The following is a 15968-nucleotide window of genomic DNA, read 5'->3' as shown; positions in this document are numbered from 1 at the left end:
CTTAATTTGGTATCCGAACTAGGTCTCCTTTATAAGACGTATATAGGCAACAAACATTTTTACTAAATTTATATTATAATTTAAAAAGCACTAGAAAGAGATAGATACCAAACAACTAATCAAATAAATTAACTCTCAATGAATAAAACAACCCTAAAGATTGCGAGATATCTTCAGATTTGGCTATACAAAAAAATTAAGCAATCCCAAGCTAAAAGCACATCTATCAATGACCAGGAAAATCCGAATTATCATTCCCTATCGCCAATCGGCGATGCCAATGTTGACAAATACATTGAAGCACTACAATGGGCGATTGACAATAGCAAGGAAAAAGACATCTATAATATTGCCTTAACAGGTCCGTATGGGTCCGGAAAAAGCAGTATCCTGAAAACCTTTAAAAACATATACTCACATCAAAAAGATACCTTTCTAGATATATCTCTAGCCACCTTCAAGGAAGAACTTTCTGAAGAGGAAAATACAAATACCCAATCTGCAGGCGAGAAGAAGACAAAATCAAACGATGAAATTCTGCGCTTGATAGAGCTAAGTATACTACAACAAATATTCTACCATGAAGAAGACAGCAAAATCCCAGACAGCCGATTTAAAAAGATTAAATCATTCAATCGAAAATCACTCTATTACATCACCAGTGGATTAATACTAGCCATTATTTTCGGGCTGAACATATTCTACACAGAAGAATTCAACAAACAGCTCAGACTAAACCTGACAAGCATTGGTGAAAGTATTTTGCACTGGACAAGTCTAATCGGATTCATAGTCGCAAGTACGGTTGCACTGTACCGTTCTGTTAAAGTACTATACAGTCTTAGAATAAGCAAAATCACCATACAGCAAACCGAAATTGAAATCGACAAAAACATCAGCAAATCCATCCTCAATAACCACATTGATGAAATACTATACTTTTTTGAAGTAACCCCTTACAGCATTGTTCTTATTGAAGATCTTGATAGATTCCGTCAAGCAGAGATATTCACCAAGTTACGAGAACTTAATCTACTGATAAACAATTCGAAAAAACTAAAGCATAAACACGTAATCTTTATATATGCAGTGAGAGATGAAATGTTTCAAAATAAAGATCGAACCAAATTCTTCGACTTTATCATACCAGTTATACCAGTAATAAACAGCTCCAACTCTAAAGACAAACTATCATCAATTATTCAAAACCAACATAGTGGTATAACTGATGACTTAATAGATGAGATTTCCCTATTTGTAGATGACATGCGTTTATTATATAATATCAATAATGAATACGCAATTTACAGCGGTATACTAGACAAAGCGCTTAATAGAGGAAAACTACTCGCTATATTAGTTTACAAAAATATTTATCCAGATGATTTCGTACTACTAGCGAATAATGAAGGCATGTTATATAGCCTACTGAACAAACGAGCTGAATTCATAAAGGCACAGGCGACCCACTTAGACCAACAAATAAAAGAAAATAAAAAAGAGATCGAAAGATTAGGAGAGACAATGCTCAAATCATCAGATGAATTGAGGCAATTATACACCTCAAAATACGCATCACAAACTCAGAATTTTGGCAAATTTAGATTCAAGGACACAGATTATAGCATAATTGAAGCTGCAAGCGAAGAAGGCTTTGAATACTTTTCCTCAGGTGAATTCAACTACATCACTTACATATTCTACAATTACAACCAATGGACGCGAACTGAGGTTACAGAAAATTTAGATTTCGAAGAATTCCAATACCTACTGGACCCAGATCAAAGTTACCAAGAACGATTGGCATTGATAGAAGAAAAATTCGAAGGAAAGCAAGAGATGCTAAAAAAGGAAAATGCAACATACGAAAGAGAGAAGATTTCCAACCGTAGTTTAAAACTTAAAGAGATTCTCTCCAAAACAGAAAATCAACACCTCAGCGACACATCCACGAAGCAAGGTCAACTATTAGGCTTACTATTAAGAAATGGATATATAGATGAAGAATACTTAGACTATATCTCCTTATTTTACGAAGGCAGTCTAACCAAGCAAGACAGAGCATTTATCCTAAATGTCAAAAACCAAACTGAATCCGACCATGAAACAAAGTTGACAAAAATAGAGAACATCATTAAAAAACTCCGTGCAACAGAATTTAGAGAAGTCTACATACTCAATTATAATTTAGTTGACTACCTACTTGAAAATAAAAAGCATGAAAATTATCTAATAAATCTAATGAGCCAATTCAGCAAGCTTACTGATCAGACATTTAGATTCATAGACAGTTTCATGGCCATTGGAGCGTACACAATCGAATTCATGAGAAGACTAGTGCACCAAACACCAGATCTATGGCTACAGTTAAACCATCGGGATGAGCTAACGACAGAAAGTAAAGCAATTTATTTTAAAGAAATACTGAGTGCAGCAGATGTAGAAGATTTAAAATTACCAGATATCATCAAACACTATAGAAAAGAAATACTGTCTAACAAAACCTTTCTCAATTTTTTAGAGGACAAAGAAAAAATCGCCAAAATCATTACCGAGCTAGAAATCATCTTTACAGATATAGAAATCAAAGGGGCAAGCATGGACCTCATTCATCTAATTATCGATGAAAGTCATTATGAGATCAACAATACGATGCTCAAACGAATCCTTCAGCAAGAAGACCAATTCCAACTCCCAAGATACGAACGACAAAACTACAGCGCGATACTCAGCTCTAAAGATGAAAGACTGAAAAGCAGAATCGAATTAGATATAAATAAATATATTGAAAACATTTACCTCACCCAAACAGCAAATAACATTGAGCAAGAAAACGAACTAATAAAACTTTACAACAATAGCAAAATTAGCCTTGGTAATCGCATCAACATTATCCAAAAAACAACGACTAAAATATCCAATCTATCAGCAATAAAACAACAAGAACTCGATAGCAATTTCTTCTCAGATCAAAAAATTGAACACAAATGGGAAAACCTAATAGAATACTTCCATCGTCACGCAGTATTAGACAATCCAATCGTCGATTACTTAAACAATAAGGAAACAGCCGAAGGCCTCTCAAAATTGAAGATAAACATATCCACCCCATACATTGACAAAGATACAACCAAACGATTTATACTCCAATTAATTAATACAGAAGATATTAGCAATAATTTCTATGAACAATACATCAAACAAATCCCCTATGACTACAGTATAGAAAATTTACACGTAAATGAAGAGAAAATGCGAATACTAATCGCCTTGACAATTCTTGAACCTAAGCCAGAAAACTTCATTAAACTAAAAATTGATTATTCTGGACTTCAATACGACTTTCTGGATGTATTTTCAGGAGATGCCCTTTCTGAAGCAGATGCATATGAGCTAGACATCGAAGATGTTGGCCATATTTTTGAATCTAAAGCAATTAATGAGTCATTAAAAATCAGCGCATTACAAAGCGTAAACTCATCGATTATCACTGGTAGCCATAAAGCATTAATAACAATTAAAAACTTAATGTTCAGCCTACATCCGCTACAAATATCAAAAGAAATCATGATTGCTGTTCTACAACAAAATTTCCGCGTGGAGGAGCGCGTAAAGCTTTTTAATATGTATTACAAAAACTTTGATTCTCACGATACCACATCAATATTTAAAAACTTCCCAACACCATACAATAAGATTGGGGAAAAGCATACAAGTCCTATTGTCGAAGACACCATTGAAAACCAATTCCTAGCAAATAATCTGAAGGAAAATAACATGATTTCAAACAGTAAACCATATAAAAAAGGAATTAAAATCATAAACTTCAAATGGAAATAAGTAATGTCAACAGAATATATCAAAACACAAAACAACAGAAAACGTATGCTTATCGATAGAAAATTTAAATCCAGACATAAAATACTTCAGACCCTGAGGGCACAAGCAATACCATATGATCACCTGGAAAATTTTAATCTATATGACATGCAGCTTAGCATCAATGAGCTGTCTAGGCTTGCTAAATTAAGTAAAGCCAGAATTCTTGAACAAATCGACTATCTCAATTCAGTGAGAGAAATTGATATTCAATGGATAGACAATGAGGCTTATTATCATATTACGCCAAGTGGAACAATAGCCTTATATGATGATAAGTACATTGAAATGGGTAAAAACAAACGCTTTTCCAAATTTAAAGAAACCATCACATTAGTTTCAGCTATAATAGTGACTAGCATTGCACTATTTACATTTATTGACAACTATCTAAGTACCAAAAAAAACAATAAAGCTATTGAAGATATCCAGCGACAAGTCCAAGACTTAAGTCGAAAAACTGTTCAGAAACAAAAAGAAAGCCTAAAATTAAAATGGAAACAATAGGCTACGATACTACAATCAGCCGACTAGATACCAAAAGATTAGATTCAAAAAGTGCTTAATATGGCATAACTCTATCATGAACTATCAGAGCCTCGATTTCAAATTATGCCTTGGAATGCATCAAGCGTGCAAACATGGATAAACCTGTAGCAAATGACCCCTTCTCGCCAAAAATCGTTTTCGCGTAATACTCTATTTATCAATAAATTTAGAAATGACAGAAAATTGATCCAAGGGAGTCAAATTAATTGGTTTTTCCATACATCTTTAGTACATATGTTTTAAATGTTTATTTCGAAAGATTTAATACCTTTAAAAATTTCGTTCTTATTCTAAATACAAATTAAACCATGCTTACTAGACTCATAATACTTAAAGTGTCAAATAGCATTTTTCAAAACAATCTCATTTTTATCTTTTAAACCTTCTCAACATGGAATTAAAATTTATCGGTCAAGGATTAAACCCTCTAATAAATGATAGTACAGGGCTTATACTTATCGAGTCACTTGAAGACACTAACTTTGATACTTTCAACGCTTTTGTAGCTTTTTTAAGCTCTGGCGGAATCAAAAATTTACTCGATCAATTGAATGCCTTCACTCTACGTGGCGGTAAAATCAAGTTATTCGTTGGTGTCGACCTGAACGGAACTTCGAAGGAAGCACTCGAAAAAATACTGGAATTAGGCATTGAATGTTATATCACGTATTCTCCGAATAACATAATTTATCATCCAAAAATTTACACTTTTGAAGGTCCTCTGTTATATCGAGCTATCATTGGCTCTTCAAACATGACTGAGCGAGGTTTATTCCAGAGCGTTGAAGCCTCAACTTCGATTACTTTTGAAAAAGCGAATGATATCCAAGGTATGGCTTATGTTTCGAGCTTATTAGATTATTACAAGCCAATAATTACGAACACTCATGAGAGCACAGCTCGATTAACTCAAGAGTTACTTGCTATCTTAATCGATGCAAAGGTTGTAGTTGAAGAAAAGGTCGCTCGCGCAAAACATAATAAAATCAACAAGGTTTTCCAGACCAAAGACGTTGCTGCTAACGCGAGGCTGAATGAAGTTTTCGCTAAACTTAAGGTTCAAAGGGCACCAAAAGGCTATAGTTCAGTAGTTGCAAAATCGGAGGTCAATCTGTTAGTAAATCACCAGATTGAGGTTGTCTCTCAAACAATTGAACTCCAAAATGGCTCTATGTGGATTCAGACAGGTAGAATGACCGGAGGTTCAAAGAATCAACTCGACATGTCGAAGAGTGGTCAGAATGTACATGGATTAATTCAAGGTAGTGTTAGCCATTTTGGAATAGACGCGAACGATCCCAATGAAGGTAAAAGTATAAATATCACACTTGGCGATACACAATATATCGGAAATCCAATCCTTTTCACGCCTGATAATGGCAACTGGCGCATTCAATTCAAGGGTGTAAGCCTAAATGGGGATAAGCTAACAGACATCACACGGGAGAATGCTGGTCATGACGGTGGTTTTGTTAATAAAATCCTATTATTTACGCCAATTCAAGGTGATGATTACAGGTTAGAGATATTAGAAATCGAGGAACGCGACCGATTGATAGAACACTCGAATCTATGGGGTACAATGGGTAGAGTTGGTACTGGTAGAGCTTATGGCTTTATCCAAATTTAATCCATTTAGATTCTCTATAAACCAATTTAAGTCCTCTTTTCCATAGATTTTTTCAAAAGAAGAGAGGACTAACTCTACCTCAATTGATGTCAACTTATAAGCATACATGAACAGCAGGTCTAATAATTTTATTAAAAAGCTTATGTCTTTATAGCCAGAATAATTCACTTCAGATATAGTATCAACAAGTACAGCTAATCGCTTATCACTTTTCAAAAGCTCTAGAACTATAGCTCTAATATGTACAACTAAATGAGCTTCTTGCCCCAGGAACATAATACAATTGTGAATTACTTCCTGCCCAGGAACAGGCATTTGATTAATCACAGACTGAGTGAGATCTATTCCACTTAGCTTCTTTTTCAGTATGTAATCGAATGTAACCGAGTTAAAAAGGCCGCATAAATAAATCAAATCGTTAACCTCACCTGTCAGAAACTGTACTGATTGCGATGCAGGTATGAACGGTAAAACTGTAGCAATGCAAGTCCTATTATTCGTGGCAGAAGTCAAACTTCTCCAAGCCAGCATACATGGACCAGCGTGATTTTTAGAAAGCTGAAGCCATTTATCCTTCTCAATGAAAAACCGAGCATAAGGGTTTACACCTTGAGCCTTTTCTAAATCCGTCAGTACTCTGGAAGATGACTTAGCATTATACTTAAGCTCAGCTGGCATATCATTGAATCCGGAATATTGCCCATCAAACTGATGAAAAAATTTACCCTCATAAATAGGTAAATAGTCTTTATAATAATCTTTAACAATGAAATCTGCATGTGCCGTAAAATGAACTATTCTTCCAAACTTAGCATTCCCGAAAACTTCCAAAAAATGCGGGAAATCTGTAGCCATACGAAGTAGAAAGTGCAACTCTTCATTATTAGAAAAATTTGGTACCATTTTCGTCAATGGATTTATCAACTTCAAATCTGAATTATCTACTAAAACCTCATGACCCATTTCAGAAATTTGAATAGGCTCAGTCATATTCATTCTTAGCGAAAATTTCTTTCGTTTATTGTCTCCTAAAATTAATACACAAAATCTTTCTCGGCTATCGATTTGAAATATCTTTTTTCTATTTATAAAATCATACGCTGCTATAATTTTATATCCTTCACTCCATGACCCGAACAGTTTTTTATTTACCTGACTTGTGATTATTCCACTTTTTAAAATCAGTGCTATTATTCCATTATTCGCTTTGAGTTTTACGGCAGCTTCTGCAAAAAGAGCATAGGTATTCAATTCACCCACACTCGAGAGGCTAAAAAAAGATGATTTTTTTATTGATTTTTTAGCTTTTTCTATCTCTGAATTGAAAGCGTTTGCAAAGCTAGCTAGGCCGGACATTTCGCTGGCTAGTTTTTCAATTCCAGCTGTCCTATTTGCTTTAAAGTGATCTTTCGAAACTAAACTAGAATAAAGTCCATAAAATTTCTTTTCTTCGAAACGGATTTTTTCCCATGGCGGATTGCCAAGAATCACATCGTATTTCAGTAATTTATCAGCTTGTAAGCCAAGTACTTCATGATAAACAAATCCACTAGCAAAAGTCTCTATTTTTTCTTCACTACTAAACTCACTATCAGTATGTAATAAGAAATTGGCATGCGTAAAGTTGTTACTGATTACCCTGTAAAGGTCTATATCATTTAAATCTGAAATAATGTTAAACTTGGCAAGCTCTAATGCAATACAATCGACATCAATTCCATATATGTTTTCTGCAGCCTTGAGCAAATTCAGATGTATTTCTTCAGCGTCAATACCGGCAGATTGCATTTTTCTTCTTAATATCTGCAAGCTTTGGACTAGAAAAGCTCCACCACCGCACGAAAAATCTACAAACTTGAGATCACAACAGTCTAAGATGGCCTTTTTAGGGTCAGACTTTCCATTTGACACCAGATTCTCAGTATAAATTTCTATTGCTTTCTTTGTGGTCTCTTCAGCCAGCTTTACCGGAGTATAATAACTTCCCAGTTTATTCCGATAATTATTTGATTTTATTGAGCTAATATCACTATTCTCATTTGATGACTCGACACCCAGCATAAGCTCGTATACAAAAGCAGGATCTACTCCATTCAAGTCTTTTAGCTCACAGACAGAAGACTCTATTATCTCCCTCAGCCTATCGCTACTCTCAGTATATATCTTTGTAAATAAGGTATCCTTTCCAATTTTTTCTTCCAACCACTCGCCAATCGATTTAGTCTTTAAACCATCCGGTTCAAATTTTAAAAAAATTATATAGCAAATAAAAAGTCCACGAACTTCAAAACGCTTTTTATTTAACTCCAGCGGATTTACTTGATCATGTCCAGTAAATACATGCCCCAAATATTTTACAAGTACACTTGAAAAAAGTGATAATAATTTATCCATATAATGCTCCTACTCTCACTTTATCTCCATCAATCAGCACCAGTGGGCAATTAAGGAAGCTATTTTTATGGTGAACTAAAATTATAGTACTTAGATATTCACTACTGAACTTCAACTGGTTTAAAAATGGATATTTACTCAAAAGCTGCATTGTTAGTTCTTCTAATTTTAACACCTTGCTAGTAAAGTCATTTATACTCTTCACCTCTAGTTCAAATAATATTAATTTATGTATCAAATCAGCTAGGTACTTTTGTTTAGTCTCCTTAAGGTTTGCTATGTTATTCTTTAAAAAATTAAATATTTTTTTTGGGTCCACATCAAGTCGATGAGAAATATTTTCAATCACACTCTCACTTCCGACTGAATAGCCATTAAGCGTTTTACTGTTTATCTGACAGTTAACATCTATTGACGAGGCCACAAGCTTATCTATTTGACGACATTCTAATAACTGATTATTTTTCTTATTATATAAAGTAGATTCTCCTACAATCTGTTTAACCTCGCTAAGTTCGGCATCTGTAAAGCTGTAGGCATTTCGTATCTCCTTTTCAATTTCAAACTCCATTACAAGACGCTGGAAATCACTATTGATATCAGCAAGTATCAACTCCTGGATGTAGCTCTCCAGATCCCCCATCTCGCTATAATTATTATGACTAAACTCTAGATTAGGTAATTTAGTCTTTAAATATGATTCTTTTAGTTTTAAACATTTTTTACTATTACTAGCTATTGTAGACGAAAACAAAATATCTCTAGAAACTGGGATTCTAGAAATATATCCGGCACTTATTGTAAATTTTGGATTAAGGATTTTAAGTAGAAATGTTGATATTTTAGAATTCAAAAATGCAATATGGGCATGGACGTCACCATCTAAAACTTGTATACCCGGTCCGGATGCGATGAATACCTGTCCAGGCTTCAATACTCTAACATTAAGACCTAGGCTGCCTGTATCACTAAATACCAATTGCGTAACATCCATTTTATTGACATTTCGCAAGGCACTCCCTTGATTTTTTTTAATCGCATCGCCATCTCTTCCCCAAAGCACTTTATAGTAATTCAAACCCATCCACTTGCTAAATCCCCCTCCTTTACTAACCATCTTCCAATCAGGATTTTCGTTTACCTCCCAGGCATATTTTACAAATCTAGATGAATCGCCGGTTGATGATCCTTGCATAGGTTTTCCGAAATCAGAATACTTCGGTAGCGTATTGAGGCTAGTAAAGCGTTCTTCAAAATGATAGCTGAATTCAAAATTTTCATTTTTAAAGAACTCTATTTGATTTACGCGGAAAACATGACTTGGTTCGAAATCATTCGTCTCCAAGATTGTTTTTTTCTCTGCTCTAGATTTGTATTTTAGACTGTAAAAGGTAGACTTTTCATCCTCAGATTTACCAATAATAAAAAGTCCAACATTCGTTTTCTCCCCATTAATGTCTTGAAATGCATTACTTCCAAGATCAACGAAGGTTTGTAATTGCTGGTTCCTGAGAAAAAAACTTCTAAAATCTTTCAGAGAAGATAAGTAAGTCCAGCTATTCTGAGCCACTACTCCTATAATATCGTAAGGTCGCATAAGCTCGATCATACGCTGCATGAATGATACGCACAAATCACCTTTAGACTGTGGGTAATTAGCTACCAGAAAATTCCTCAACCGTACATCCATATCTCTTTTCCCCATAAAAGGCGGATTCGTTAGAAACACTCTAGCAATATCTTCCGGAGTCGATTCCAGCAGCCCATGAAAAGACTGCTCATTGATAAAATTTGAATTGATCCGAGGGGCTAAAAAGCCGAATTGATCGTCTTTAATACCACCAAATATTCTAATTATCCCTTTCTTGCTCGGTATTGCTTTCTCGCAGGCTTTGACATATAATGATAATGTGGCAATCCTAGATAATGAGCCATCAAGGTCGTAACCGACCAATGCCTCAGATAATATCTTGTCTACAATTTTTTGATCCGACCATGCGCTATATTGTTTCTTATACAGACCATATAAACAATCAAATCCATAGATTAAGAAGTTGCCCCCCCCTGATGCTGGATCTATTATGATTAATTTATCAAGCTCCCTATTTTGCTTCTTTATCGACTCCTCGACCAGATATCGAACCATATAACGGTCAGTGAAAAACTGGGTCGTAAAAAGCAAATCTTGAGCCTCTATTTTTTTATTATTTGCTCCAACACTTGCAAAGGCTTTCTTTTCAAGCCCACGTTTGCTGAACTGATATGCCCAAGATATGATATCATCACGGTCTTCATCAGCTTCTTTAAAGGCATTTAGCAATTTCGAGTATGCATGTTCTAAAGTTGCCGGTGATATCTTTTTATGAACCTCTAAAAAGCTAGCAGCTAACTCTCCAAATCTATTTGTTAACTGTTTAATCTCATGGGAAAAATCTTGGTTAAAACCTTTGGAGCTGCGATTCGAGATTTGCATCTCTTGATAATCTTTTTTCATTTTAACACATGCAACCCAGAATGCGATAAATATGCTCAATTCATGAAAAGTGATATCAGCTCCCTTCTCCGCCTCAACACTATTTACTAAGTAGGTAACAAAAGATCTTATTTTCTGCTTCACGTATTTCTCTTCCTTTTTAAAGTAATTAGGTTGGCTTAGGAATGCCTAGCATTAACTAACAAAGTTATCTATTTCAGAGAAATTAATGCTATTTGTGAATATCTTTTTAAGCCTTGGATATACGTTCATGATAAGTAAATAGAAGCGAGTATCTATATTAAAATAAATCAACCATTTAACTACAAGACTACTAGGTATTTTCTAGAACTGTGAAGACAACCTCTATACCTTAAACAGCTTCTCTGTTTTTATTACGAATTTCGACAATAATGAAATGCAGGTTATAATCAGGCATATCGTTATAAAAGTACCTCTATTTTCCTCAAATAATCCGAGTAACTGGAGGTAGCTGTCCTTTGGACATAAAGCGTTTTGTGAGCAAAACCTCTTTGTTTAACCATTCCGCTGCTATGATAGTACCGATTAACCATATGCTAATGCAGCAAGATAAGTTACTGTACCTTAAATTACGCTTTGAATATCTGCCAACAATTGACAATTAATTTGACGACCCCAAATGATTTCCAAAGATGGTAGCATCAAATTCCAACAATAGTTCAGGACGGAAATAATCTATGTGAAACTTTTTAGAAACAAAAAAGTATTTTAGCCTAAAATGATTATTAATGGCTAAACACATTAAGGTACCAGAAGATAGGGTTGCCACCCAAATTACAGATTATCTTTACAAGGATGCTAATTCTGCACTGATGCTCACTGCTACATGGGGTGCTGGTAAAACTTATTATCTAAAAAATCACTATTTCCCTAGTTTAAAAGATACTGGATTTGTACCTATACTTGTTTCTCTATTTGGCATTAACGCTATTGATGATATCAAAGATAGAATTCAAGCAGAACTTTATCCTCTCATCACAAACAAATATCTAAGGATGGGCGGTGCGGTTATTAAGGCATTGGTTAAATCAGCAGATCTAACTGCTATTCTTGGGAAAGGACTATTAAATAATGTTGTGGACAATGCTGAAGCCTTAATAAAAGAGGGTAAACATCAACATAAAAACAATATTGATTTCTCCAATTTATTGATCTGTTTCGATGATTTAGAACGCATAAGCGAACACATGCTAACCAGTAATCAACTACTTGGATACATTAACACTTTAACTGAGGGGCATAACATCAAAATACTGCTAGTTGCAAATTATGACAAAATCAAAAATAAAAGATTCAAAAGCGTTAAAGAAAAAACCATTAGCAGTACTGTACACTTTCAGCAAAACGAATTTTCTATTTTTCAAAGTGTAGTAAGCAGCACCGAAAACAAAGACGAGCTATATTTTAAACACATCGAGAATCAGCAGGAAATTATTGAGCAACTCCTGAGCATTAAGAGAACAGAACAGATGAACTTAAGAACGCTTAAGTATTTTCTAAACTACTATTATGATATCGCCCATTTCATAATGTCTGGAACTGGCTCAAAAGAACTAGACAAGATGAAAAATGAGTTGTTAACTCGTCTAATGAAGTTCTCTCTTTTTATTTGCATTGAGTTTAAAAGAGGAACAATTAGCTTTGAAAGCAAATCGGAGCTGGAAAAAGGGCATGACTATCAAATGCGTAAATATTTCCGCAAGGAGGGGGATATGAAAACTTTAATTGAAGAGCTCCTTGATTTCTATTTTGAAAACGATGACTTTACTTTTTATGAGAGTATCCACGACTATCTTACTGGAGGAAACATATTTGATAAGCAAAAGCTAGTCGATGAATTGAAGATCCAATTCCGAATACAAGATGACCGTATTTCAGAGAGCTATAAAATCTATCATAAACTCTCAAGCACAAATTATCTTGAGCTTTCTGATAAAGAAATCAAAGCACATATAAAACAGTTAAGATCGTTTGCCCTTCGGGGGCAGTTTTTATATCGGGACTACCTAACCGTCTTCTATTATATTCTCCGGGATGGAAACATCTTAAATTTAAGTGAAGAAAAACTTTGTCGAGATTTCATTCGAGTACTCAAAACCCATGCTGCAAATCATCAGTATGACTCGATACTCGACCGTTATTTAAATCCTGAAAAGGAAAGTCCATTCTACGAATTCTATCAAAAACTGAAAACAACAATTTTAGAAATCAACAAAAATAGGTTAAACAAAGATTTCGCTCAAATGGGTTTGAGTTTAGAAAAAAAGCTGATGGTCGATTTTGAAGGTTTAGTTCAGGAAATCATGCTTGAAATTAAAAAGCCATTTAATAAAATTACACTATCTGCAGTAAGACCTGCAATTTTTTTTAGAATTTTTAAATCATCTGATAACAAGAGAAAAATGGAAATTATAAATTTATACACGATCATCTGCAACGGAAATCTTAGTAATTTTACTAGTAAAGATCGTCTTTTCTCAAAAGCGCTTTTGGATCTTATTAAAAAACATGTATTAAAAAACCCTCCGAAGAATGCTAGTGGCACCCTTATGAAGCAGCTTCAAGAAGAGGTAGCTAAACATATTGCCCAATGCTTAAGGTTTGAGGATATATATTAATCCGGTCTAGAGGATAAAAGAGTTTTTGAGACTATCTCGCTAATCTATCTAATGAACGAAGACTATGATGGTACGCACTAAGCTTAAACCTGTCAACATTTTACATCTTCACCATACACCTAGCTTTATAAATTAGCTGATGAAACGATATATTGTTGCGTATGGAGCTAATGCCACAATAGAGAAAGTCCAAACCTTATGAAGTTGAAATATTTTATCATACACAAACTCTTGGAAGCAAGACATTTTGATTAGAATATCAAACCAAATAAAAAAAGAAAGGAGATGTGCTTGCCCATCTCCCAGTATCTAAAAATACTTAAACCATCTCATAGACTAAAATCTAATTTTAAGTCTAAAACTTCTGAAGCTTATCTCAATACGAAATTTCTTCCATAAGAAAATAAGCAATAGCATCGATATCATAACATCAATAATTATCGTAAAAAAATAATTATCTAATTTTTATAAAGTATCTGTTTTTTATAATGATCTAATGCAAAGATAGCGAATTACGATTATCAGATATTATTATACTTTTTTTCTAAAAAAATCAAGTTCATCAAATAATGACCGACGCAATATTGAGTTGCTTTAACGTTAGGGCGCTATTGAGTATTGCCCGCGCTTCAGTCGCGGCATGCGGAACCCGCCCCATCATGTCAATAAATTGCGCATTTAAGAAAAAGGACAAGGTTTTGTATAGCAGGAATAATAAATAGACGGAAAATTGCAGAATTAAAAATTTCGGTTGGTACATTTACTGCTTAATTTATTGTTTACATATAACCATCATTTCTCTGATTTACGGCAAAGAATATCCCCTAATGGTCAGTGACAGGGTGGCTATAAAAGCATAGATAGCAAAAATGACGAACGGAGATAATATTATATACCATTACATACAAAAAACCCTACTTGCCGAAGATACAAGTGATGAATTTGCTAAGGAGCTAATTGAAAGACTGATTATCGACCTGTCCATCTGGCTCCCTACACATCTTTATCAGAAGATCCCGGTATTACTACCTTATGTCGTTCGGGACCATTCCTGCAGAACCAAAAAGCCCGGCCAATTAAAGCATGAATGGGGAAATGCGAACCAGTCTGGGTATTTGAGGGATGACAACTCACTTATAAAAGGGATTATAAAGCCTTTATTCGTGGATAGTCGGCGCATCATTGATTATAATAACAAAAAACTTGCAAATGGATTTGTAGCATGCCATATTTGGCAAAAACTTGAACTCACTCAGGATAAACTGGCGTCCCGACATCCAGCAACCAATTCCTTTATCCCCAATCTTGTTTGGCTACCTAGGCAAATTGCAAAACTAACCGACCGCGAGGGAAGTTTCGCGCAAAATTTGTTAAAAACGATTTCGTATAAAATTTACGGAGCATTTACTTCTCCTCTGACAGATAACATATGGCCTGAACTTTTCAACCCGCAGATTCAGACCAAATATCCGGTTGATATTAGCCGTTTGAATTATTTTAGGGTAAACGAAGCTTGGACAAAAAAACGCCGTGAGATTACGTTAGATGAGATTGAGCAGATAAAAACCATTCATTCAACAAATGTACTTGGTATTGAAATAGTTAAATGCTCTTCATACCTTCCGACTCTACTAACAAACTCTGATAAAGTCAGTAGAAAAGATTTTATAGCTTGGCTGGATGAAAACGTAAAACATTTAAGCCGCTCACCAATTTAGATTAACTCAATGTCTTCCGGCAAACGCTTCTTAGATTGCTTAACATCATGAGCATCGATTACATCTTATTATCTCTCATCTTCAGTAATATTCACCGAGCGTCATCAATATTGCTCAGGATCTGGTATTAGGCCCTGCTTACCCGATTCGATATATAGCAAAACCTGGTTCACACATTTGTTAAGCTCTGATTTTATTTGATGCTCCCAGAATCGCATAACCGTGAAACCTTTTTCAGCAAGAAAAATATTCACCTGATTATCACGCTGCATATTGCCCTCAATTTTCGCTATCCAGAAATCCTTATTACTTTTTAGGCGTTTTCTGGATTCCTCCCAATTATATCCATGCCAGAAGTCACCATCAATAAATATGACGAGCCTGTATTTGGCAATAAGAATATCTGGATTGCCCATAACTTTATGCGGATGTATCCTAAAACGAATGTTCTTTGCCCACAACGCCCTTCTGAAAAGCATTTCGACCCTCGTATTTTTTGACCGGATACGAGACATATTGTAACTCCTCGCTGGTGAGGTCACATTTTTGTTTTTCTTGGCTATGGCAGCTGTCGGAACGGATTTATTTTGAACATCCATAACAGGAAAACATTTATTGGAGCTTATAGTTTCACTATAACCAGCCAAAAGGCAGCCTAGGGTAGA

Annotated in this window: 8 protein-coding genes; 5 read left to right on the top strand and 3 right to left on the bottom strand. The window is 34.8% G+C overall.

Going from position 1 to position 15968, the window contains the following annotated elements; translation table 11 throughout:
- Positions 1–138: 138 nt before the first annotated feature.
- From R2Q16_RS16480 to R2Q16_RS16470, 3 genes are all read left to right on the top strand, one after another.
- Complete coding sequence (locus R2Q16_RS16480) at positions 139–3840, top strand: hypothetical protein (RefSeq protein ID WP_316738529.1); 3702 nt, start codon at positions 139–141, stop codon at positions 3838–3840.
- 3 nt (positions 3841–3843) lie between these two features.
- Positions 3844–4386 (top strand): hypothetical protein, encoded by a 543-nt coding sequence (locus tag R2Q16_RS16475; RefSeq protein WP_316738528.1) that lies wholly within the window; start codon positions 3844–3846, stop codon positions 4384–4386.
- A 433-nt stretch (positions 4387–4819) separates the two neighbouring features.
- A complete protein-coding gene (locus R2Q16_RS16470; protein WP_316738527.1) occupies positions 4820–6058 on the top strand; it encodes a phospholipase D family protein in 1239 nt (412 codons plus the stop codon).
- On the opposite strand, the gene R2Q16_RS16465 is transcribed toward R2Q16_RS16470, so the two are convergent.
- Together R2Q16_RS16465 and R2Q16_RS16460 are read right to left on the bottom strand one after the other, a co-directional pair.
- Positions 5999–8452: an Eco57I restriction-modification methylase domain-containing protein gene (locus tag R2Q16_RS16465; protein WP_316738526.1), complete on the bottom strand. Its 2454-nt coding sequence runs from the start codon at positions 8450–8452 to the stop codon at positions 5999–6001. The genes R2Q16_RS16470 and R2Q16_RS16465 overlap by 60 nt on opposite strands.
- Positions 8445–11069, bottom strand: coding sequence for an Eco57I restriction-modification methylase domain-containing protein (locus R2Q16_RS16460; RefSeq protein ID WP_316738525.1), 2625 nt, complete (start codon positions 11067–11069; stop codon positions 8445–8447). The genes R2Q16_RS16465 and R2Q16_RS16460 overlap by 8 nt, the downstream gene beginning before the upstream one ends.
- A gap of 626 nt (positions 11070–11695) precedes the next feature.
- On the opposite strand from R2Q16_RS16460, the gene R2Q16_RS16455 reads away from it, so the two are divergent.
- Together R2Q16_RS16455 and R2Q16_RS16450 are read left to right on the top strand one after the other, a co-directional pair.
- A complete protein-coding gene (locus tag R2Q16_RS16455) occupies positions 11696–13585 on the top strand; it encodes a P-loop NTPase fold protein (protein ID WP_316738524.1) in 1890 nt (629 codons plus the stop codon).
- An 869-nt stretch (positions 13586–14454) separates the two neighbouring features.
- Complete coding sequence (locus tag R2Q16_RS16450; RefSeq protein ID WP_316738523.1) at positions 14455–15303, top strand: hypothetical protein; 849 nt, start codon at positions 14455–14457, stop codon at positions 15301–15303.
- A gap of 104 nt (positions 15304–15407) precedes the next feature.
- On the opposite strand, the gene R2Q16_RS16445 is transcribed toward R2Q16_RS16450, so the two are convergent.
- Positions 15408–15902 carry a very short patch repair endonuclease gene (locus tag R2Q16_RS16445; protein ID WP_316738522.1) on the bottom strand — a complete coding sequence of 165 codons (495 nt, stop codon included), beginning with the start codon at positions 15900–15902 and terminating at the stop codon, positions 15408–15410.
- Positions 15903–15968: the final 66 nt, after the last annotated feature.

This window comes from Pedobacter aquatilis (assembly GCF_032678425.1).
Classification (GTDB): Bacteria; Bacteroidota; Bacteroidia; order Sphingobacteriales; family Sphingobacteriaceae; genus Pedobacter; species Pedobacter aquatilis_B.
The sequence above is the reverse complement of the archived record's forward strand: the minus strand, read 5'-3'. Positions and strand labels throughout refer to the sequence as shown.